Raw genomic sequence first — 19,454 nt, 5'->3', positions numbered from 1 at the left:
CGGCCGGAATCGGGCCCGGGTGGGCCGGTGTGGGCCGGGGCCGCGTCGGGTCAGGTGGTGCCGAGCTGGCTCTTGATCTCGGCGGCGATCCGGCCGCCCTCGGCCTTGTCGCCGACCTTGGGACGGACCACCTTCATGACCTGACCCATCGCCTGCGGACCACTCGCCCCGGTCTCCGCGATGGCGTCGGCGACGATCACCTTGAGCTCGTCGTCGGACAGTTGCGCCGGCAGGTAGGCCGCGAGGACCTCGCCCTCGGCGCGCTCGCGGGCGGCGGACTCGGTCCGGCCACCGTTCTCGAAGGCCTCGGCGGCCTCGCGACGCTTCTTCGCCTCGCGCACGATGACCTTGAGGACCTCGTCGTCGGACAGCTCGCGGGCCGTCTTGCCCGCGACCTCCTCGTTGGTGATCGCGGTCAGGGTGAGGCGCAGCGTCGAGGAGACCAGTTCGTCACGGGACCGGATGGCCTCGGTGAGGTCGCTCTGCAAACGGCTCTTGAAGGGGCTCATGGGGTCAAGTGTCGCAGCCGTGGGCGTGGGTGCCCCACCCAATTACCCGGGTGCGGCCCGAGGCGGACCTGTCGAGGGCGTCGTGCCGACCTGCCGCGTTGTGGTCGGCGGAGCGGCACAACGCCATCGAGACTGCCGACGACCGGCCGGCTCTGCCAGCATGGAGGGATGCGACCGCGTTCAGCCTTCCCCCTAGCCGTTGCCGTCACCGGGGCCGCCTGCCTCACCTATGCGGCGGCCTACGAGGCCCGTTCGTTCCGTCTGCGCCGGGTCGAGGTGCCGGTGTTGCCACGCGGGGCGCGGCCGGTACGGATCCTGCAGGTGTCCGACATCCACATGGTCTCCGGCCAGCGCCGCAAGCAGGAGTGGCTGCGCCGGCTCGACGCGCTGCACCCCGACTTCGTGCTGAACACCGGCGACAACCTGTCCGACCCGGACGCGGTGCCCGAGACGCTCGACGCGCTCGGCCCGCTGCTCGGCCGGCCGGGAGCGTACGTATTCGGCTCCAACGACTACTACGGCCCGCGCCCCAAGGACCCCACCGGCTACCTGCGCCGCGACGACGGCACCCGCCGGCTCGGCCGCGAAAACCCGTGGACCGACCTGCGCGACGGCTTCGACGCGGCGGGCTGGGAGAACCTCAACAACGCGCGCGGCCGCGTCAAGGTGGACGGCCTGGAGATCGAGTTGGTCGGCCTGGACGACCCGCACATAGACCGGGACCGCTACGAACAGGTGGCCGGCGGCCCCGACCCGGCAGCGGACATCTCGCTCGCCGTCGTGCACGCCCCGTACCTGCGCGCCCTGGACGCCTTCACCGCCGAGGGCTACCCCCTCGTGATCGCCGGCCACACCCACGGCGGCCAGGTCTGCGTCCCCTTCTACGGCGCGCTCACCACGAACTGCGACCTCGACCGCAAGCGCGCCAAGGGCCTGTCCAAACACACCTCCGCCGACCGCGAGGCCTACCTCCACGTCTCCGCCGGCTGCGGCACCTCCCGCTACGCCCGCTTCCGCTTCGCCTGCCCCCCCGAGGCCACCCTCCTCACCCTGACACCCCGTCAATCCACCGCCGGCTCCCTCCCCCCGGCCCCCCGCTAAACCGGATTTCGCCTCAGGCCCCCGACCCGCTAAGCTGAACGCGCAGCATCGGGGTGTGGCGCAGCTTGGTAGCGCGCTTCGTTCGGGACGAAGAGGCCGTGGGTTCAAATCCCGCCACCCCGACTCGGATTGGAGACCCTTCCGGAATTTCCGGAAGGGTCTCTTTTTTGCGTAGCGGCGGCCACGGCTCCACCAGGACCAGCACGCCGAGGCCCGAGTAGGCCGCCGCCTTGCCGACGCGATCGCGGGGCTTTCTGTTCTTCTTCGAGAAACCGGACTTCCTGCTCTTCGCGCCCGGGGTCGCGGACCCGACCCAGGTCGGTTCGGCCGCCGGGTACTCCTTTGTGGCAATAGCGGAGAGCCCATTTGTTGGCGACATCGGATCCGGCTCGTCGATGGGCCGTGAACTGCATGGTCACCATCTGGTTCCCCTCTCACCGAAAAGTGCGTTCTTCCACGTCAGTGCAGACTCTCCTACGGTTTCCGAGTAACCGAAAGAGAGCGATCGCCTCGATTCGGTGGGAACGGGCTGCGGCCCGCAGGACGAGGAGGCGAACAGCATGGCCATCACCCTGGTGAACCCCGGCGGACTGCCGGAGATCGACGTGTACCGGCAGGTGTCGATCGCGACCGGGTCGAAGCTGGTCTTCGTTGCCGGGCAGGTCGCCTGGGACGCCGACGGCGTCACGGCCGCCCCGGGCGATCTCGCCGCGCAGGTCGAACAGTGCTACCTCAACGTCGCCACCGCCCTGGCCGGGGCGGGCGCGTCCTTCGACGACGTGGCGAAGCTGACCGTCTACGTCGTCGACTGGACGCCCGACAAGATGCCCCTGTTCCTGGACGGGCTGTCGCGGGCGGCCGGGAAGCTGGGCGTCACGCCGGTAGCGCCGGGCACTCTGCTGGGCGTCGCGGCGCTGGACGTCCCCGAGCACCTGGTCGAGGTCGAGGCGATCGCTGTCATCGACTGAACCAGCACGCCGGGGTTGACGCCGCAGGGTGTGAGTGATTGAGTACTCACATGAAGACGGAACCACGCCGAACACTCTCCACCGCCGACGAACGCCGCGAGACGGTGCTGCGCACCGCCATCGGGGCGTTCGCGGCGAAGGGGTACTACGGCACGACGACCACCGAGGTGGGCAAGGCCGCGGGCATCTCGCAGGCCTACGTGTTCCGGCTCTTCCCGAACAAGGAGAGCCTGTTCGTCGCCGTGGTCGAGTACTGCTTCCTCCGCGTCCGGGAGAGCCTGGAGCGCGGCGCGGCGGCGGCCGAGGGCAGTTCGCCCGAGGCGGTGCTGTCCGCCATGGGTGAGGCGTACGCCCGCCTGATCACCGACAACGACCTGCTCCTGGTGCAGATCCACGCCCAGGCCGCGGCGGCTTCCGAGCCCGCCGTGCGCGATGTGGTGCGCACCGGGTACGCCCGGCTCGTCGAGTACGTGCGCGGCGCCTCCGGGGGCGACGACGCGCAGGTCCAGCAGTTCTTCGCCCGCGGGATGTTGTGCCACCTGGTGTCGGCGATCGGCGCCGCCGAGGTGGACGCGCCGTGGACGCGCACACTCGCGGCCGGCATCCGGCACTACTGACCCGTCCGAGCCACATCCCCACGTCGCACCACACCACCGCCCGGGAGCGCCTTTGGCCGGACCTTGCAGTGAGTGGTTGATCACTCATTCAAGTTACGACCTCGCCGCACCTCAATCCACCCCACCCCCGAGGAGTCCCCCATGTTGGCCGCCGCCATCGCCATCGCCACCGCCCTCCCGCTCGCCTTCTCGCCCGGCGGACACGGCTCGATCGGCATCGACGAAAACGCCCCGGTCATCACCCGCGACGACATCACCATCCACGCGCCACTGGACCGGGTGTGGCGGATCCAGACCGACGTCGAGACATGGCCCGCCTGGCAGCCCGGCGTGAGCTCGGTGGTCAAGCAGACGCCGGGGCCGCTGCGTCCGGGATCGTCGTGGGTCTGGTCGACCGAGGGCCTGGAGGACATCACGTCCACGGTCAAGCAGGTCGACCCGAAGCGGCGCATCGTGTGGGGCGGGCCGGCCCAGGGCATCACGGCGGTCCACGTGTGGACGTTCACCAAGACCAAGGAAGGTGTGCGCGTCCACACCGAGGAGTCCTGGACCGGCGAACCCGTCGAGGCGAACAAGGAGTTCCTGCAGCAGGCGCTCGACGGCTCGCTCGGCCATTGGCTGAACAACCTCAAGCAACGCGCGGAACGCTGCGACTGACGCGCGCTCGTGCGCGGCCAGCCGGGGCGTTCTTTTTTGCGGCAAAGAATGATTGATCAATCACACACTAAGCCACATCGAGACGACCCCGGAACAGGAGTCCCCCATGTCCTCGGCACCCCTCGCCCAACCGGCGGACCCGCCCTCCACCGCAGCGGACCCGGCCGCCGGCCCGGCCGGTCGGGTGCTGGCCGTCCTCGCGGCAGCGCAGTTCGCGGTGGTGCTGAGCACGTCGATCGTGAACGTCGCCCTGCCGCAGGTCCGCGACGGGATCGGCCTGTCGGGTGACGGGATGGCGTGGGTGGTCAACGCGTACGGCCTCGCCTTCGGCGCGCTGCTGTTGCCCGGCGGGCGGCTCGCCGATCTGCTGGGACAGCGCCGAGTCCTGCTCGCGGGACTCGCCGTCTTCACCGCCGCGTCGGTCGCGGCGGCATCGTCCACCGCACCGTGGTTGCTGATCGCGGCCCGGGCCACCCAAGGGCTGGGCGCCGCCGCGATCGCACCGGCCGCGCTGGCGCTCGTCATGCGGACCTTCGCACCGGGACCGGCGCGCGGCAAGGCGCTCGGCGTGTGGGGCGCGGTATCGGGGGCGGGCGGCGCAGCGGGCGTCCTCTTGGGCGGCGTGCTCACCGAAGCCTTCGGCTGGCGTGCGGTGTTCGTGGCGGTCGCGGTGCTCGGCGGCGCCGTGCTGGCCGCCTCCTCCCGGCTGCTGCCGGGCACACGGCCGGCCGGGGACCACGGTACCCGCTCCTTCGACCTCGGCGGCACCGCGACGGTGACACTCGGACTGGTCGCCCTCGCCTACGGCCTGACCACCGCGGGCCGCAACGGCTGGACCGACCCCCGGGTCCTGACCGCGATCTCCGTCGCCGTACCCCTGCTCGGCCTGTTCGCGGTGCTGGAACGGCGCCACAGCGCACCGCTGTTGCCGCCGCGCCTGCTCAGGTCCGGCGCGGTCGCTCCGGCGAACCTCGTGATGACGCTGCTGGGCGGCGTGTGGGTGGGCCTGTTCTTCTTCCTGCCGCTCTACCAGCAACAAGCCCTGGGATACACCGCCTTGCGGGCCGGGCTCACACAACTCCCGCTTGCCGTGGCCAACATGCTCGGCGCGGCCGTCGCACCACGGCTCGCCCGGCGGTTCGGAGCGGGCTCCGTGCTCGCGGCCGGTATGGCCACCATCGCCGGCGGCTTCCTGTGGCTCTCCCGGATATCGGCGGACGGCGGCTTCCTCGGCGACCTCCTCGGCCCGACCGTCGTCGTCGGCCTCGGCCTCGGCGCCGCCTTCGTCCAACTCACCGGCGCGGCCGTCGCCGGAGTCCCGACCGCCGACGCGGGGTCGGCCGGCGGACTGGTCAACACCACACGGCAGATCGGCGGTGCGCTGGGGCTGGCCGTACTCGGCACCCTCGCCACCGCGCGCACCGATGCCGCCGGATCGGCGGTCCCCCACGAGGTCGCGCTCACCGACGGCTACCGCACCGCCTTCCTGGTCTCCGCGGGCATCGCCGCCGTCGGCGCCCTGCTGACTCCCCTGCTCACCCGGCGAACCACGCCGACCCCCTGAACTCCGCCGCAACCGAAGCACGCCCCCGCACCTCGCCCGACCCGCAGACCCGAGAACCGCAGAGCCGAGAGCCCCAAACCCGAGAGCCGCAGACCGGAAGGAACCCGACATGAACACCACCGCCGCAGGCCGGCCCGCCGCCCGCAAGCCCTACCTCACCGGCCACTACGCCCCCGTCGCCGACGAGATCACCGCCACCGACCTGACCGTCGAAGGCACCCTCCCGCCCGAACTCACCGGCAGCCTGCTCCGCGCCGGCCACAACCCCAAGCCCGGCGTCATCCCCAGCCACTGGTTCAAGGGCAGCGGCATGGTCCACGGCATTCGGCTCCGCGACGGCCGCGCCGAGTGGTACCGCAACCGCTGGGTGCGCACGCCGGCCCTGGACGGCGCGCCGTACATGACCGAGCACGGCCCGGACTTCACCGTCAGCACCGCCGGAACCCACGTCATCGAGCACGGCGGCCGGCTGCTCGCCCTGTGCGAGTCGGCGCTGCCGTACGAGCTCACCCCCGAGCTGGACACCGTCGGCGCCTACGACTTCGGCGGCAAGCTGAAGTCCTTCATGACCGCGCACCCCAAGGAGGACCCGGCCACCGGCGAACTGCACTTCTTCGCATCGTCGCCGTTCCCGCCGTTCCTCACCCACTACGTGGTCTCCCCGCAGGGCGACCTGACGCTCAGCCAGGACGTCCCCGGCGCATCCGCCGCGCTCAAGCACGATTTCGCGATCACCGAGCACCATGTCGTGTTCCTCGAAGGATCGGTCACCTTCGACCACACCGAGGCCTCCGGCATCCCGTACAGCTGGAGCGACGCGCAGCCCTGCCGCGTCGGCGTCATGCCGATGGGTCCCGGCGGCGCGGCGAACATCCGCTGGTTCGACGTCGGCGCCGGGTTCGGTATGCACTTCGCCAACGCGTACCAGGACGCACTGGGCCGCATCATCGTCGAGGGCGCGACCGTGGACCGCACCGGCTGGCAGCGCTCCTGGAACTGGTGGGTCGGCGCACCGGGTCGTGGTGCCGAGCCCACCTCCGGTTCCCGTAGCCGCCGGTGGACGATCGACCTGGCCGCGGGCGTGGCACGCGAGGAGCAGACCGACGACCTGATCGTCGAGTTCCCGACCATCAACGAGACCCTGCTCGGCCGCCCGCACCGCTACCAGTACGCACTGGCCTTCCCGGACGACGACGGCGTCGGCAACCACACCTTCGTCAAGTACGACCGCGCCACCGGCGCCCGGCAGCTGCGCCCCATCGGCGTCGGCCAACTCCCCAGCGAGGCCGTCTTCGTCCCCGCCGCGCACGCCGCCGCCGAGGACCACGGATACCTCCTCAGCGTCGTCGGCGACCTCAACACCGACAGCTCCCGGCTCCTGGTCCTCGATGCCCGCGACCTGACCGCGCCCCCGGTCGCCACCGTCCACCTCCCCCGCCGGGTCCCCGCGATGATCCACGGCTCCTGGATCCCGGACGCCCGCTGACCCGCCCCTCCGACTCCCCCGCGGCCCCGCACACCAAGTGCGGGGCCGCGCACGTACCCACCACACGAAACAGCTCGCCCCGAGTCGTCACCGAGCAACGACCCCTGGACGCGTACGCCGTCCATGAGCTTGATCCGCTCGGGTCGGGTCAGCTCTCGTAGTGGTAGCGGCACTGCGCGATCAGAACCGTGTCCTCGGTGGCCTTGTAGATCAGTCGGTGCTCGTCGTTGATGCGGCGCGACCAGTAGCCCTGGAACCCGTGCTTGAGCGGTTCGGGTTTGCCGATCCCCTCGTTGCCCGTTCGGGAGATATCCGCGATGAGCGTATTGATGCGCTTCAGGACCTTCCGGTCCTGAAGCTGCCACCACAGGTAGTCCTCCCAGGCGCGGGAAGAGAACGTGATCTTCATACGCCGCCGACCCTCACTCGTCGGCCGTCAGTTCGCGTACGGTGCCGCCGCCGTTTTCCAACTCGTCGATGGAGGCGAGCAGACGCCGGGCGTTCGCAGGGCTTCGCAACAGGTAGGCGGTCTCCTTCAAGGACTCGTAGTCCTCCAGGGAGACGATCACGACCGGGTCGTGTCCGGCTCGGGTGATGACAACCTCTTCGCGGTCGTCGTTGACGGAGTTGAGCACCTCGGCATAGCGCGCGCGAGACTCGGAGTACGTCATGGTCTTCATGGCCCACCCTCCTTAAGTACAAGAAACTGTACGTCGCCTTTGGTGGGGCGGCAAGTCTCCGGGCGACACCCTCGGCCGGGCGCCCCGGACGCATGACCGCGCACGCCGGGCAACTCCGCCGTGACCAGGACCCCTGAGCGGCCCGAGGGCGGCGTCAGGGGTCGAGGAGGGTGGTCAGGACGATGGCGGGGTCGGCGTCGGGTGGGCCGGCGGGGCACCAGGTGCCTCGGTCCTTGGTGTACGGGTACCACAGGCCGTCCCGGCCCAGGCGGAGTTGGGCGGCTCGGCCCTCGACGGTCCAGCGGTTGCGCCAGGAGCGGAGTCGGGGTGGTTTGCCGTCGGGCCAGTTCGCCCGCAGCGCCTCGCGGTCGCGTTCCAGGCGGGTGGCGGGTGGCGTCCAGTGGTTTTCCAGCACTTCCAGGGATGCCGTGCCGCCGTGCCGCCACGCGCGGGTGGCGAGGGCGAGTTCGCCGGGGGTACGGCCGCAGTTCGAGGAGATCCGGGTGAGGACCTCCGGCGTCGGGTGGGCGGCCGCCAGGCGGACGGCGTCCTGCCATTCGGTGAGCGGGAGGGGTGGGGCCGTGTCGGCGTGCCGCTCGCCGAGGGCTGCGGCCAGCAGGTGATGGGCGCGCGTCGCGGCGTCGGCGGCGAGCAGTTCGAGCGCGGCGGGGTCCACACCGGGCTCCGGGACCGCCGAGTCCACCAGTGCGGGGCCTCGACCGGGCCGTTCGGGCAATGCAGGCGGCGCGGGCAGGGGCGGCAGTTCGGTTCGGGCGGCGAAGGCGAGACCGGCCGGGTCGCCGGCCCGGGCCGGAGGTACGGCCGGGCCCGCGCCCACCGCGTCCGCCGCGGCTTCGGCCGCCGCTCGCGCGGTGTTGCGACGGCCGAGTTCGTCCATCAGTTCCCGCTCGCCGCGCCCCCGCAGGAGCAGCAGCACGAAGGGGTCGCGGTCCAGCAGTCGGGCGACCTGGTAGCACAGCGCGGCGGCGTGTTTGCAGGGGTAACCCCAGTCGGGGCAACTGCACTCTGGGTCGAGGTCGCGGGGACCGGGCAGCAGCGGGACGCCGGCGGCCACGGCGTCGTCGGCGAGTCCGGCGGGCATCTCGCCGTCGAGGAGAGCGGCGATGTTGGCGGCCCGGTCGGCGATCATGTCGAGCAGTCGGTCCCACTGTCGGTCCGTCAGCCGCTCGACCCGGATCGTGGAGCGATACGGGGTGCGGCGGCTACCGTGCACCGGGGCGGCGGCCGTACCGCGGCTGATGGTGACCCGGCCCACCGCACCGCCGCGCGCATAGGTCCGGCCGCGCTGGAGGCGCCCGGAGTCCAGGGAGGACTCCTCCAGCGCGCGCAGCCATTCGCGGCCCCACCAGGACTCGGCGAACGGCGCTCGACTGCCCTTGGTGGACGGGAACGCCTCGAAGGTGCGGACGGCTTCCTGGTCCGACGGGGTGCGCCTGGTCATCGTCCCGTCCTTCGCGGCGTCACGGGCTTGGTTCCCCGGTCCGACCCGGCACGCCTGGTCATCGTCCCGTCCTTCGCAGCGCGACCAGTTCGGCCAGTTCGTCGTCGCCGAGTTCGCTGAAGGCCGCCTCGCCCGAGTCCAGCACCGAGTCGGCCAGTTCGCGCTTCTGCCGCAGCATCTCCGCGACCCGGTCCTCCACGGTCCCCTCGGCGATCAGTTTGTGCACCTGCACCGGCTGGGTCTGTCCGATCCGATAGGCGCGGTCGGTGGCTTGGTCCTCCACCGCCGGGTTCCACCAGCGGTCGTAGTGGATGACGTGTCCGGCCCGAGTCAGGTTCAGGCCGGTCCCGGCGGCTTTGAGGGACAGCAGGAACACCTTTTTCTCGCCGGCCTGAAAGGCGTCGACCATCTCCTCACGGCGCTTGACCGTGGTGCCTCCGTGCAGGAAGAGCGTGTCCACACCGCGCTCGGCCAGGTGACGCTCGATCAGCCTGCCCATGGCCACGTACTGGGTGAAAACCAGGGCCGATCCCTCCTCCGCCAGGACGGTGTCCAGGAGTTCGTCCAGGAGTTCCAGTTTCCCGGAGCGGCCCGGCAGCTTCGCGCCGGCCGGCTCCTTCAGGAACTGCGCCGGGTGGTTGCAGACCTGCTTGAGGCCGGTGAGCAGTTTCAGCACCAGACCGCGTCGGGTGATGCCCTGTTTCCCCTCGATCTCGGCCATGAGCTCGCGTACCAGTGCCTCGTACAGCGAGACCTGTTCCTTCGTCAGCGACACCGGCTGATCGGTCTCGGTCTTGGGTGGTAGTTCGGGCGCGATGCCCGGGTCGGCTTTGCGCCGGCGCAGCAGGAAGGGGCGAACGAGCGCGGCCAGCCGCCGGGCGGCCTGCTCGTCGCGGTCGCCCTCGACGGCCTTGGCATAGCGCTCGCGGAAGGAGGTGAGCGTGCCGAGCAGGCCGGGGGTGGCCCAGTCGAGCAGTGCCCACAGCTCGGACAGGTTGTTCTCCACCGGGGTGCCGGTCAGCGCGACCCGACCCCGCGAGGGGATCTCGCGCAGCGCCCGAGCGGTGTGCGCGTACGGGTTCTTGACATGCTGGGCCTCGTCGGCGACGAGCAGACCCCAGGGGTGGTCCGCGAGGCGTTCGGCGTCGCGGCGCATGGTGCCGTAGGTGGTCAGGACGAAGCCGCCCTCGGCTCCCCTCTCAAGCCCGTCCAGGTCGCGGCCGGGGCCGTGGAAGCGGCGTACCGGGGTGGCCGGTGCGAAGCGGAGGATCTCGCGCTCCCAGTTGCCGAGCAGGGAGGCGGGACACACCACGAGGGTGGGGCCTGCGGTGGCCTTTCGTTCCTGGCGCCGCAGGTGGAGTGCGATGAGGGTGACGGTCTTGCCCAGGCCCATGTCGTCGGCGAGGCAGCCGCCGAGCCCGAGTGAGGTCATCCGGTGCAGCCAGTTCAGGCCGCGCAGTTGGTAGTCACGCAGGGTCGCGAGCAGAGCCTTCGGGGGCCCTTGAGGCTCGCGCGCGGCGCGGGCCTCGGGGTCGGCGATCCGGGACCGCAGCTCCTCCAGCGCACCGCTCGCGGTGACCGCCACCCGTTCGCCGTCCACCTCGACGTCGCCGGTCAGCGCGGCGCCCAGCGCGTCGATCGCGGTCAGCGACGGTGCCCCGGACTGCGCGGCCCGGCGCAGGCGGCGGACCAACTCCGGGTCCACGACCACCCACTGGTCGCGCAGCCGCACGATCGGCCGGTGTGCCTGGACCAGCCGTTCCAGCTCCTCCTCGGTGAGTTCCCGGTCGCCGAGCGCCACCCGCCAGCGGAACTCCGACAGCCCGCCGGAGGACAGGAAAGACTCGGCCGAGGACCGTGTCCCCTTGCGGCGAGCGGGTTCCAGGACCCCGGCGGCGGTCAACTCGCGGACCAGCTCCTTGGGCCAGTGCACGGCGACCCCGGCCGCGGCAAGGCTCTCGGCCGCGTCACTGAGCAAGGCCCTGGCCTCCTCGTCGGACAGCTCCAGGCCGGTCGGGGCGGCCGCCTCCAGCAGCCGCGCGGCCGGGGGCCAGGCGCGAGCGGCCCGGCGCAGCGTCAGCAAGGTGTCCACCCGAGCCCGTGGGCCGAACAGTTCGGGGGCGAAGGCCCGGCCGGACCACAGGTCCGCGGCGTCGGCGAGCACGGTGGGATCGCTCAGGCTGCGTAGTTGGACCACGGCTCGGAAGGAGTCCGCACGGCCCAGTTCCAGCCGCAACGACACCGCCAGACCGGCGTCGCGGCCGGCGGCGACCTCCGCCGCCCAAGCGCGCTGCCCGGGTACGGACTGCGGCGCTCGAACCGCGAACGCCGTTCCGCCGGCCACCTGGCGGGCAGCGGGAGGCCGCGTGAGGGAATCGGCCACCGCATCCAGGAAGGCCCGTAGCAGCGGCTCGGCGGGCGGCAGGGCAAGCGGGGAAAGCCCGGGGACCGCGACCGCGCGGGCCTCGGGAGGCATGGCCGCGGCCAGGGCACCCAGCCGCTCGTGGTCGTCGACGTCCAGCGGGCCGACCCGCCACGCGTCGAAGCCCTCCGGTGACACCCCGGGCAGCACCCGGCCCCGGGCCACCAGGTCCAGACCGTGCAGGGCCGCCGTGCCCCAGAACGCGGTGCCGGCCGACACCCGCCCGCCGCCGTCCACACCGAGCGCCCGGCAGCGGGTCAGCAGCGGCAGCGCCTGCTCCACCGGCAGCAGCACGGCGCCCACCCGGGCTCGGCTCACGGACGAGCCGCGCGGGCGCACCACGGTGAGTTGCTCGGCTTCCACCCCGAGATCCGGCGGCCGGCCGCCGGATGTCCAGAAGGCCACCCGGCCCGACCGGGGCGGGTCCGCGGGAAGAAACACCGCCTCGCCCGCGGCGAGTTCGGACAGCAGAGCGAGCAGTCGCTCCCGGTCCGCAGGGGCCGCCCCGGACGCGGCCGACCCTCCGGACTCGGCCGTGCGTACGCTCGCGGACTCCGCCGACGGGTAGATCTTCGCCACCACACCCACTCCACAGCTAGGCGCGGAACCCGCGCGAACCCTCGGCAGGTCAAGGCTATCCACACAGGTGGACAGCATGTGTCAAATGCGACTACGCCCACTCGGCGCAATGCGAGAAGATGACGCCGTCAGCATCGCCTTGCGGCTGCTGTGTATTTTCGACGCAGCCCCCACTCCGGTGCCGGAATCCGCCTCCGCCTCCGCTTCGAGGGAACCTTCGCCGTGACCGCCGAGCCCGTGCCCACCTACCAGCTCAAGATCGCACTGCGAAACACCAGTCCGCCGATCTGGCGCCGGATCACCTTGCCCGCCGACACCTCGCTCGGCTCCCTGCACGACATCGTCCAGGTCTGCTTCGGCTGGGACGACTCCCACCTGCACTGCTTCGCCGAACCCGACTCCGACGTCGGTTTCGTCGACTTCGACGCACCGTTGGACCGCGACCCGAGCCGCGACTTCGACGAGGAATCCGCGTCCGTGGCCGAACTCCTGCCCTTCGTGGGCAGGCGGTTGGAGTACACCTACGACTTCGGTGACAACTGGCGGCACCTGATCACCCTGGAGAAGATCCTCCCCGCGTCCTCCGGCAGCCGGCGCGTCCACTGCACCGGTGGACGCCGCGCCATGCCCTCCGCCGAGGACACCGGCGGCGCCTGGGCGCTACAGGGCGTACTCGACGCCGTCGAGAACCGCCCGGCACCGACTCCCGAGCCGTGGACGGACCGGGTCGAATCCCTGCGCGAGGAGGGATTCGACCCCGCTGCCTTCGACCGCACGGCCCTGGACCGGCAACTGGCCGCCCTGGAGCCGAGGCGGCCCAAGGCCACCCCGGCATCCGGGTCGGCCGAGGACACCCCCGACGGGCGGCGCTGCTCCTGCGGAGAGATCCACGACGACGAGGACCTCGACGTGGAGTTCGCCCCGGTGCGCCCGGTCTCCCTGGCGCCGCTCGCGGACCTCGCCGACGCCGCACGGCAGGTGCCGCTGATCGACGCCGCGCTCCGCCTTGCCCACTGGTGCGAGGGCGGACGAGCCGTCACGTCCCGGGACGTGCTCAAACCCGCACTCGGCCGCCGGGCCGTCCAGGAACTCGAACTGTGGTCACTGGACGACGAACTGGGCGCACTCCAGCCGGCGGAGCGCGACAAGCGGCTCGGGCGCCTGCGCAGCTCCGGCGACCTGCCCTGCCTGGACGACCCCTGGCAGCTTGCCCTGTACACGGGTCTGCTGCGGATCGGCGCAGGCACCGCACGTCCCGGCCCCGATCTGGCCGCCACGGCGGAGGACGAAGGAGTCGTGGAGTTCTGGAGCCGGTCGCTCGACGGCGAACTCGACATCCTCGACGACCTCGAAAGCCTCGGCCTGCCCCCGATGTTGTCGGTCGCGCTCGGCCTGGAGCACGAGGACAAGGACGGCTACGGCTCCGGCCTGGCGGCCGTGGTGCTGCGGGCGCTGTACGAGGTTTCCGACGGCGAATGGCTGGACACCGCGCTGCTCGCCGAGGCTCTTCGCGACAGCGCTCTTGACGACGGCCTCTCCGAACAGGAAGCCGGATTGGTCGAACTGCTCCTCCGGCGGATCCTCGACCAAGCGGCCGTGGTCCTCGCCGAGTACCGGGCGGCAGAGGTGGAGGAGAAGACGGATGGGGAGCTCGATCACATCCGCTTGCACGTGCCCGGCCTCCAAGGAGTCACCGCCGGCGGCATCGACCTCGCCCTGCCCGGGATCCGGCTCAGGCTGACCCCGCTGGGACGCCACGGCCTGCGCGAGTACCTGCTCACCGAGGGAGTCCCCGCTCCGCTGATCGGCGAACTGGCCACCGCGGACGCCCCGACCCTGTTGGACGGCCTGCTCGACTACGACGAGGACGCCGCGCGCGCCGAGATCGCCGGCTGGATCAGCCACCGGGGTCAGGGCCCGGCCGCGGTCCAACTCATCGACTCCTGCGCCGGACTGGACGCCGACGCGGCCCTGCGCCGGCTGAGCGCGACAGCGGTGCTTGCGCAGCTCGACGAGCCCACAGCGCTCAGGGTCCTACGCAAAGCCGCGGCCTCCCAGGTCCCCGGCTGCGCCCAGATCGCGGCGATCACGCTGGCCGGTCGCGGCGAGCTTCCCGAAGGACACGGCACGGAACTCCAACTCTGGTGGCTCGTGGACCATCTGTGGGGTCCACTCGGCGTCGCCGACGAGGCACTGGCCACATTCCTGGACCAGGAGGGGGACTCGCTGCTGCCCCTCCTCGATGAGATCGCCGACGACCTGTGGCGCTGCGACCACCCGGCCACCGGCGCCGTCCTGGATGCGGCGGGGCGACACCTGAGGACTCGGGACAAGGCGCTGGCCAAGCGGCTGCGCAGGTCCGCGACCAAGGTCGGATCCCGGCGCCGACGGTGAGGTCGGGCGCATGGGACGCCTTCACCATGACCGAGGGGATCGGCTTGCAGCGAAGTCGGCGGCAACCCGGGCTGACGACCGCTTGCGAGGTCGCCGGGCCGTCGACTCATCCGGGCCCGGGGGCTTCCGCTTCGTGAGTGTTCATTTCCGCGAAGACGATCTTGCCCGGTCCTGGTTGCTCGGCTACTCCCCAACAGGTCGCGACGGAGTGGATGATGAGCAGGCCGCGACCGCTTTCGGCGTCTCCGAGCGTGGCAGGCGCACACACGGGTCGGGCGGGGTGGGCGTCGGCGACCTCGACTCGCACAACGCCGGTCGCGCTGTCGTAGGCGAGTCGTAGCACGAAGTCGGTGTCCGGAACACGTCCGTGCAGCACGGCATTCGCGGCGAGTTCTCCGACCACCAGGGCCACCGTTTCGGATGCCCTGCTGCCGTACGGGATGCCCCAGGTCGCCAGCTGGTACGTGGCGAAACGACGTGCCTGGCGCGCACCGCTCCCGGTCGCCGCGAAGCACCGGGTGAACACGCGTGCGGTGGCGCCGACTTGCATCAGTGGAAAGGTCATCCCCCAGAGTTCGCAGCTCGACGGGGTCGAGAACAGGGATTGTGCCAGTACAACCGGATCTGTACTGGTTGACCATATGGACTGGGTGAGTAACCCACCGTGACAATGAACCACGTTGCCGGGGCTCGGGAACGGAGGGTGGCAGGGATGACGGCGGAGAATGTTGGCAGGTGCGGTGAGCCCGAGTTGTCGGACAGTCTCAAGACGTTCGGCGTGGTGCTCAAGGCTCTTCGAGACGAAGCCGGGCTGACGCAAGAAGAGTTCGCGCCACTCGTGGGCTACTCGGGGCACTACGTCGCCAAGATCGAACAGGGCAAACGCTTCCCGCCCAAGGACCTGGTGACACGCTCCGAAGCGGCGCTCGGCCCGACCGCGGGGCGCGTGCTGAAGGCGGCGGCGCAGAGCTTGTCGCGCAAGGCGGGATTGGCGTCGTGGTTCCGGCAGTGGGCGGGGATCGAGGAGGACGCGGTATCGCTGTGCACATACGAGTGCCGGGCGGTTCCCGGACTACTGCAACCAGAGACGTATGTCCGAACCATCTTCGAGCGTAGGCTGCCTCCGCTGTCCGAAGACCAAATCGAACAGCAGGTGGTCGCTCGACTCGAACGACAGCGCCTACTGATCGAACGACCGAACACGGCATTCAGCTTCATCATCGAACAAGCCCTGCTTGAAAGGCGCTTGGGAGGCACGGGAGTCACTCGTGCCCTGCTGGACCACCTCCTTGCACACACCAAGCTGCGCAACGTGGAGATTCAGGTCATGCCTTTGCGTAAGGAGGACCACGCGGGCATTGATGGTCTCATTTATCTGGCCGAGACCACCGAGCACAACTGGGTCGGATACTCCGAGGGCCAACAATCCAGCGTTCTGATCACAAGTCCGAAAGACGTAAGCGCAATGCTCCAACGCTATGGCAGGCTGCGCTCGCAGGCCCTCGGCCACGATGCCACGGTGAGCCTGTTGGAGGAGATGCGAGGAGCGCTATGAGTACCCCAGAGTCGACATGGTCCAAAAGCAGCTACAGCGGCAGCTCCGGCGACAACTGCGTCGAGGTCGCCGTGCTCCCCGAGATGATCCATGTCCGAGACTCCAAGGACGTACGCACCCAGGCCCTCGTCGTCTCGCCCACCGCGTGGTCCCGCTTCACCGCGCACACGGCAGGCAACCGGGGCTGAGTACCGCGACGGTGGCCAGGCAGTCGGCCACCGTCGAGGCGAGGCCGCCGGGCGCAACGGCTCCGCGCCCGATGCCCGTTGTCTCGCGAAGCTCGCGCGGCGGACGATCCCACGACGCCGATTCCTCCGCGACCGCGATAGGTCGAGCGATTCGTCAACAAACCGAACTCCTGGCGCGGAATAGTCGCGAACACGCGCGGAGTGCCTCTCTGCCGGCTACCGTTGAGGGTGGCATTTCGGACGCGAGGGGGAAATCGCGTGGATCCGTTGACACTTGCTGCGGCATCCGCAGTGGTGGGGGCTATGGCGACGCAGACCTGGGACCAGGCACGCCAGGCCGTGGTGGCGTTCTGGCGGCAACGCCGGGCCGAGGAGGTCCCGGCCATCGAGGCGGAACTGGCGCACTGCCGCACCGAGGTAACCGAGGCACGGGCGGTCGGAGACGGTTCCGTCGAAGAGGCCCTGATCGGCGACTGGCAGCGCAAGCTCAGGCGGCTCCTGTCCGAGGACCCTTCGCTGCGCGCCGAGTTGCAGCGCGTCCTCGATGAAGAGCTGACTCCGTTGCTGCCCGACGCCGCTCGCGCCGGCATCACCAACATCCGGATGAGCGCCAACGTCTCCGGCCACGGAGAGGCCTATCTGGCCGGTCGCGACATGACGGTCAAGAAGACCTCGTCATGACGCAGCCACCGCCGCCGTCCCCGGGCGAGCACCCCAGTCGGTCGGACATGCACTCTTCGGTGAACGACCACGCCTCGGCGTACCAGGCCGGCCACGACATGACCGTGGACAACAGTTCACGCACCCAAAACAACAAGAGCATCGTCAAGCAGTTGGGGCCCCTCACGCTGGTCATGCTGGTCACGGTCGCCGTGGCCGCGATCGTCGCCGTGGCGTGGCTCGTCGGGCGCGTGACCGAGGACAACGGCAAAACGCCGGCCGCGACCTCTGCCAATACCGAGATCACCATCGAGCCGAGTTCGGGTCCTCCGGGGACGCCCATCCGGATCTCGGGCACCGGGTTCCAGCCGGGCAAAATCGTTCAGGTGATCTGCCAGGATCCGATGAATCCGCAGCTCGGCGAGTTCCGCGCGGCCGCGGATGGCTCGTTCTCCGGAAAGGTCGTCATCCCGGACGACGATTGGATCAGGAAAGTCGGCGTCCAACTCGCGATCGTGGCGGCGAGCGGCCAGGCGCAGGACTCGGATCAGCAGGGCTTGACGTTCTTCAACGTACGGCGTTAGGCGATGGCGCATCTGCGTAGGTGGGCACGGTTGGCGCACGCCGTGTAACGCCCGGTGCAGCCGCGGTCGAGGTCCGAGCCGTGCACGGGCTCCGGCCGGCGGGAATCAAGCGGCCCATGTCTATGGTTGGTCGGTTGGTCCGCTTCGGTTCGCTCCGCCGGGTGTCGGCGAGCGCAGCCGTTGTCGTCTTTACGAACGAGGTAGTACAGCCATGCCGTCAGCCCGTGCGCAGGTGCGTCGTGATCTTGTCGCCGAGTCTGTGCCGAGTGGGCGAGCCGAGCGGGCGCCCGGGGCCGTCCTGACGTTGGTCGCGCTGTTCCTGGTGGCGATCAATCTGCGTGGGGCGATCACGGATGTGCCGCCGCTGCTTACCTCGATTCGGGAGGACCTCGGACTGTCGGGGGCCGCGGCCGGGGTGTTGACGGCTATCCCGGTGGTGTCGATGGGGGTGTTCGCGCCGCTCGCGCACCGTGGGGCCGCTCGGTACGGGTACGAGCGCACCGTGGCCGCGTCGGTGGTCGTGCTGCTCGTGGGGGTGCTGATCCGGCTGGGTGGGGCCTCCGTCGTGTTGCTCTTCCTGGGCACGTTGGTGGCCGGTGCCGGGATCGCGGTCCTGGGCGCGGCGCTGCCGGGTGTGGTCAAGACGCACTTCGCCGAGCGCGCGGGGGCGGTCACCGGGCTGTACAGCGCGGCGGTCGGGGTCGGCGCGGCGGGTGCGAGCGCGCTGGCCGTACCGCTGTCGGAGGCGTTCGGGTCCTGGCGGCTCTCCCTCGGCGTGGTCGCGATCCCGGCGGTGCTCGGGCTGCTCGCGTGGTACCCGGTGATCCGGCGGACCGCGTCGGTGAGGAAGGCGCCCGCGGCGGACCCGCGGGGCGACGCGAAGCCGGTGGCGGTCGCCCCGAGTGGTGGACCCGCCACCCGACCGGTCGCGGACGCCTCGCCGTGGCGTCGCCCCGTCGCCTGGATCCTCGCCGTCTTCCTCGTCATGCAGACGACCGCCTACTACGGCGTGGTCGGCTGGGTCCCCGCCGCCTACGAGGAGCAGGGCTGGAGTGCCGAGCGCGCGGGCCTGTTGCTGTCCGTGTTCGGCCTCACCGGCATCGTCTCCGGTCTGGTGATCCCGCTGCTCGCGGACCGCTTCACCGACCCCAGGCCGCTGTTCGCGGTCACCGTCGCGGGTGCGGTGGCCGGCATGGGGCTGCTCGCGTTCGCGCCGGATCTGGCGCCGTGGCCCACCATCGCGCTGCTCGGCCTCACCCTCGGCGGCGCGTTCCCGTTGATGCTGGTGATGCTCGTGCGCTTCGCGCCGAGCCCGGCGGCGGCCGGTCGGCTGTCCGCGATGACGTTCCTGATCGGCTACCCGATCGCCGCCGCGTTGCAGATCGTCTTCGGCACGATCCACGACGCGACCGGCGAGTACACGGCGGTGTTCGGCGTGCTGTTCGCGATGACGCTGGTGGAACTCGTGGTCTGCCTCGGATTGAATCCCAAGCATGCCCGACACCCCTGACGCGCTGTCACCGCGAACCCACCCCACCGACGACTCGCCGGCGACGACCGACGCTCGCGACGACCCGTCACTGTCCGTCCTGCCCGCACGCTTTCGGGACGTCCCGTACGTCTACGCCCGACACCCGCAGGCCGTCGCGCCCGGCAACCTGGCCGCGGGGGCCAACTGTCAGCTCTACGCCTACGCCTTCCTCGCCCACCACGGCCTGCGCGTGCCGCCGTTGCACTCGTCCGACCTGTGGGCCGACGACACCGCGACCGTCCGGGTGGTGGGCGAACCCGAGCCGCTGGACCTGCTCCTGTTCGACGCCGGACCGCGCCCGGACCGGGATCCGGGCTACGCGGCGCACATCGGGGTACATCTGGGCCCGGATCGGGTCCTGCACCTGTGCCGGGAGATCGGCCGGCCCGCGATCTGGTCGTACGCGCAATTCGCCGCCCGCCCGCGATACGCACGTCTGTTCGGAATCAAGCGGTGCCGTCCGAGGACGGAACAGAAGCAGCCCCTCCCGTAGTTGA

19 protein-coding genes and 1 tRNA gene are annotated in these 19,454 nt (G+C 70.8%); 14 read left to right on the top strand and 6 right to left on the bottom strand.

What is annotated here, in order from left to right:
- Window positions 1-50 precede the first annotated feature (50 nt).
- A complete protein-coding gene (locus ACIRL2_RS23960) occupies window positions 51-509 on the bottom strand; it encodes a GatB/YqeY domain-containing protein (RefSeq protein WP_395866643.1) in 459 nt (152 codons plus the stop codon).
- Window positions 510-677: 168 nt separating this feature from the next.
- On the opposite strand from ACIRL2_RS23960, the gene ACIRL2_RS23955 reads away from it, so the two are divergent.
- From ACIRL2_RS23955 to ACIRL2_RS23925, 7 genes are all read left to right on the top strand, one after another.
- Window positions 678-1,610: a metallophosphoesterase gene (locus tag ACIRL2_RS23955; RefSeq protein WP_395866641.1), complete on the top strand. Its 933-nt coding sequence runs from the start codon at window positions 678-680 to the stop codon at window positions 1,608-1,610.
- 49 nt (window positions 1,611-1,659) lie between these two features.
- A tRNA-Pro gene (locus ACIRL2_RS23950) sits at window positions 1,660-1,733 on the top strand.
- Between the two features lie 437 nt (window positions 1,734-2,170).
- On the top strand, window positions 2,171-2,578 hold the full coding sequence (locus tag ACIRL2_RS23945; protein ID WP_395866639.1) for a RidA family protein: 408 nt from the start codon (window positions 2,171-2,173) through the stop codon (window positions 2,576-2,578).
- Between the two features lie 50 nt (window positions 2,579-2,628).
- Complete coding sequence (locus tag ACIRL2_RS23940; protein ID WP_402234434.1) at window positions 2,629-3,195, top strand: TetR/AcrR family transcriptional regulator; 567 nt, start codon at window positions 2,629-2,631, stop codon at window positions 3,193-3,195.
- 141 nt (window positions 3,196-3,336) lie between these two features.
- Window positions 3,337-3,852, top strand: a complete 516-nt coding sequence (locus tag ACIRL2_RS23935; protein WP_402234432.1) for an SRPBCC family protein — start codon at window positions 3,337-3,339, stop codon at window positions 3,850-3,852.
- A 106-nt stretch (window positions 3,853-3,958) separates the two neighbouring features.
- Window positions 3,959-5,416 carry an MFS transporter gene (locus tag ACIRL2_RS23930; RefSeq protein WP_402234430.1) on the top strand — a complete coding sequence of 486 codons (1,458 nt, stop codon included), beginning with the start codon at window positions 3,959-3,961 and terminating at the stop codon, window positions 5,414-5,416.
- 109 nt (window positions 5,417-5,525) lie between these two features.
- Window positions 5,526-6,902, top strand: coding sequence for a carotenoid oxygenase family protein (locus tag ACIRL2_RS23925; RefSeq protein WP_395866632.1), 1,377 nt, complete (start codon window positions 5,526-5,528; stop codon window positions 6,900-6,902).
- Between the two features lie 148 nt (window positions 6,903-7,050).
- Here ACIRL2_RS23925 and ACIRL2_RS23920 read toward each other — a convergent pair whose 3' ends face one another.
- From ACIRL2_RS23920 to ACIRL2_RS23905, 4 genes are all read right to left on the bottom strand, one after another.
- The gene (locus ACIRL2_RS23920; RefSeq protein WP_395866630.1) at window positions 7,051-7,311 is read right to left on the bottom strand and encodes a Txe/YoeB family addiction module toxin; all 261 of its coding nucleotides are present in this window, start codon (window positions 7,309-7,311) and stop codon (window positions 7,051-7,053) included.
- A 13-nt stretch (window positions 7,312-7,324) separates the two neighbouring features.
- On the bottom strand, window positions 7,325-7,582 hold the full coding sequence (locus ACIRL2_RS23915; protein ID WP_395866628.1) for a type II toxin-antitoxin system Phd/YefM family antitoxin: 258 nt from the start codon (window positions 7,580-7,582) through the stop codon (window positions 7,325-7,327).
- Window positions 7,583-7,736: 154 nt separating this feature from the next.
- A complete protein-coding gene (locus ACIRL2_RS23910) occupies window positions 7,737-9,044 on the bottom strand; it encodes an SWIM zinc finger family protein (protein ID WP_402234427.1) in 1,308 nt (435 codons plus the stop codon).
- 58 nt (window positions 9,045-9,102) lie between these two features.
- Window positions 9,103-12,054 carry a DEAD/DEAH box helicase gene (locus tag ACIRL2_RS23905; RefSeq protein ID WP_402234425.1) on the bottom strand — a complete coding sequence of 984 codons (2,952 nt, stop codon included), beginning with the start codon at window positions 12,052-12,054 and terminating at the stop codon, window positions 9,103-9,105.
- Window positions 12,055-12,267: 213 nt separating this feature from the next.
- Between ACIRL2_RS23905 and ACIRL2_RS23900 the strand changes: the two genes are divergently transcribed.
- On the top strand, window positions 12,268-14,439 hold the full coding sequence (locus ACIRL2_RS23900) for a plasmid pRiA4b ORF-3 family protein (RefSeq protein ID WP_402234424.1): 2,172 nt from the start codon (window positions 12,268-12,270) through the stop codon (window positions 14,437-14,439).
- Between the two features lie 106 nt (window positions 14,440-14,545).
- Here ACIRL2_RS23900 and ACIRL2_RS23895 read toward each other — a convergent pair whose 3' ends face one another.
- Window positions 14,546-15,004, bottom strand: a complete 459-nt coding sequence (locus tag ACIRL2_RS23895; RefSeq protein WP_395866620.1) for an ATP-binding protein — start codon at window positions 15,002-15,004, stop codon at window positions 14,546-14,548.
- A gap of 147 nt (window positions 15,005-15,151) precedes the next feature.
- Here ACIRL2_RS23895 and ACIRL2_RS23890 point away from each other — a divergent pair, with 147 nt between their 5' ends.
- The 6 genes from ACIRL2_RS23890 (at window position 15,152) to ACIRL2_RS23865 (ending at window position 19,450) form a co-directional block, all read left to right on the top strand.
- Window positions 15,152-15,994, top strand: coding sequence for a helix-turn-helix domain-containing protein (locus tag ACIRL2_RS23890; protein ID WP_395866618.1), 843 nt, complete (start codon window positions 15,152-15,154; stop codon window positions 15,992-15,994).
- Window positions 15,991-16,182 (top strand): DUF397 domain-containing protein, encoded by a 192-nt coding sequence (locus ACIRL2_RS23885; RefSeq protein WP_395866616.1) that lies wholly within the window; start codon window positions 15,991-15,993, stop codon window positions 16,180-16,182. Before ACIRL2_RS23890 ends, ACIRL2_RS23885 begins: the two co-directional genes overlap by 4 nt.
- 303 nt (window positions 16,183-16,485) lie before the next feature.
- A complete protein-coding gene (locus ACIRL2_RS23880) occupies window positions 16,486-16,863 on the top strand; it encodes a hypothetical protein (RefSeq protein ID WP_402234421.1) in 378 nt (125 codons plus the stop codon).
- 59 nt (window positions 16,864-16,922) lie between these two features.
- A complete protein-coding gene (locus tag ACIRL2_RS23875; RefSeq protein WP_395866612.1) occupies window positions 16,923-17,426 on the top strand; it encodes a hypothetical protein in 504 nt (167 codons plus the stop codon).
- A gap of 211 nt (window positions 17,427-17,637) precedes the next feature.
- Window positions 17,638-18,936, top strand: coding sequence for a CynX/NimT family MFS transporter (locus ACIRL2_RS23870; protein WP_402234420.1), 1,299 nt, complete (start codon window positions 17,638-17,640; stop codon window positions 18,934-18,936).
- The gene (locus ACIRL2_RS23865; protein WP_402234418.1) at window positions 18,920-19,450 is read left to right on the top strand and encodes a cell wall hydrolase; all 531 of its coding nucleotides are present in this window, start codon (window positions 18,920-18,922) and stop codon (window positions 19,448-19,450) included. Before ACIRL2_RS23870 ends, ACIRL2_RS23865 begins: the two co-directional genes overlap by 17 nt.
- Window positions 19,451-19,454: the final 4 nt, after the last annotated feature.

The organism is Embleya sp. NPDC127516 (genome assembly GCF_044765325.1).
Classification (GTDB): Bacteria; Actinomycetota; Actinomycetes; order Streptomycetales; family Streptomycetaceae; genus Embleya.
The sequence above is the reverse complement of the archived record's forward strand: the minus strand, read 5'-3'. Positions and strand labels throughout refer to the sequence as shown.

Coding starts and splice junctions, on each gene's coding strand:
- ACIRL2_RS23870 (WP_402234420.1), top strand. CDS start 17,638: ATGCCGTCAGCCCGTGCGCAGGTGCGTCGTGATCTTGTCGCCGAGTCT.
- ACIRL2_RS23925 (WP_395866632.1), top strand. CDS start 5,526: ATGAACACCACCGCCGCAGGCCGGCCCGCCGCCCGCAAGCCCTACCTC.
- ACIRL2_RS23865 (WP_402234418.1), top strand. CDS start 18,920: ATGCCCGACACCCCTGACGCGCTGTCACCGCGAACCCACCCCACCGAC.
- ACIRL2_RS23955 (WP_395866641.1), top strand. CDS start 678: ATGCGACCGCGTTCAGCCTTCCCCCTAGCCGTTGCCGTCACCGGGGCC.
- ACIRL2_RS23945 (WP_395866639.1), top strand. CDS start 2,171: ATGGCCATCACCCTGGTGAACCCCGGCGGACTGCCGGAGATCGACGTG.
- ACIRL2_RS23920 (WP_395866630.1), bottom strand. CDS start 7,311: ATGAAGATCACGTTCTCTTCCCGCGCCTGGGAGGACTACCTGTGGTGG.
- ACIRL2_RS23935 (WP_402234432.1), top strand. CDS start 3,337: ATGTTGGCCGCCGCCATCGCCATCGCCACCGCCCTCCCGCTCGCCTTC.
- ACIRL2_RS23915 (WP_395866628.1), bottom strand. CDS start 7,582: ATGAAGACCATGACGTACTCCGAGTCTCGCGCGCGCTATGCCGAGGTG.
- ACIRL2_RS23895 (WP_395866620.1), bottom strand. CDS start 15,004: ATGACCTTTCCACTGATGCAAGTCGGCGCCACCGCACGCGTGTTCACC.
- ACIRL2_RS23960 (WP_395866643.1), bottom strand. CDS start 509: ATGAGCCCCTTCAAGAGCCGTTTGCAGAGCGACCTCACCGAGGCCATC.
- ACIRL2_RS23930 (WP_402234430.1), top strand. CDS start 3,959: ATGTCCTCGGCACCCCTCGCCCAACCGGCGGACCCGCCCTCCACCGCA.
- ACIRL2_RS23885 (WP_395866616.1), top strand. CDS start 15,991: ATGAGTACCCCAGAGTCGACATGGTCCAAAAGCAGCTACAGCGGCAGC.
- ACIRL2_RS23890 (WP_395866618.1), top strand. CDS start 15,152: ATGACGGCGGAGAATGTTGGCAGGTGCGGTGAGCCCGAGTTGTCGGAC.
- ACIRL2_RS23910 (WP_402234427.1), bottom strand. CDS start 9,044: ATGACCAGGCGCACCCCGTCGGACCAGGAAGCCGTCCGCACCTTCGAG.
- ACIRL2_RS23880 (WP_402234421.1), top strand. CDS start 16,486: ATGGCGACGCAGACCTGGGACCAGGCACGCCAGGCCGTGGTGGCGTTC.
- ACIRL2_RS23940 (WP_402234434.1), top strand. CDS start 2,629: ATGAAGACGGAACCACGCCGAACACTCTCCACCGCCGACGAACGCCGC.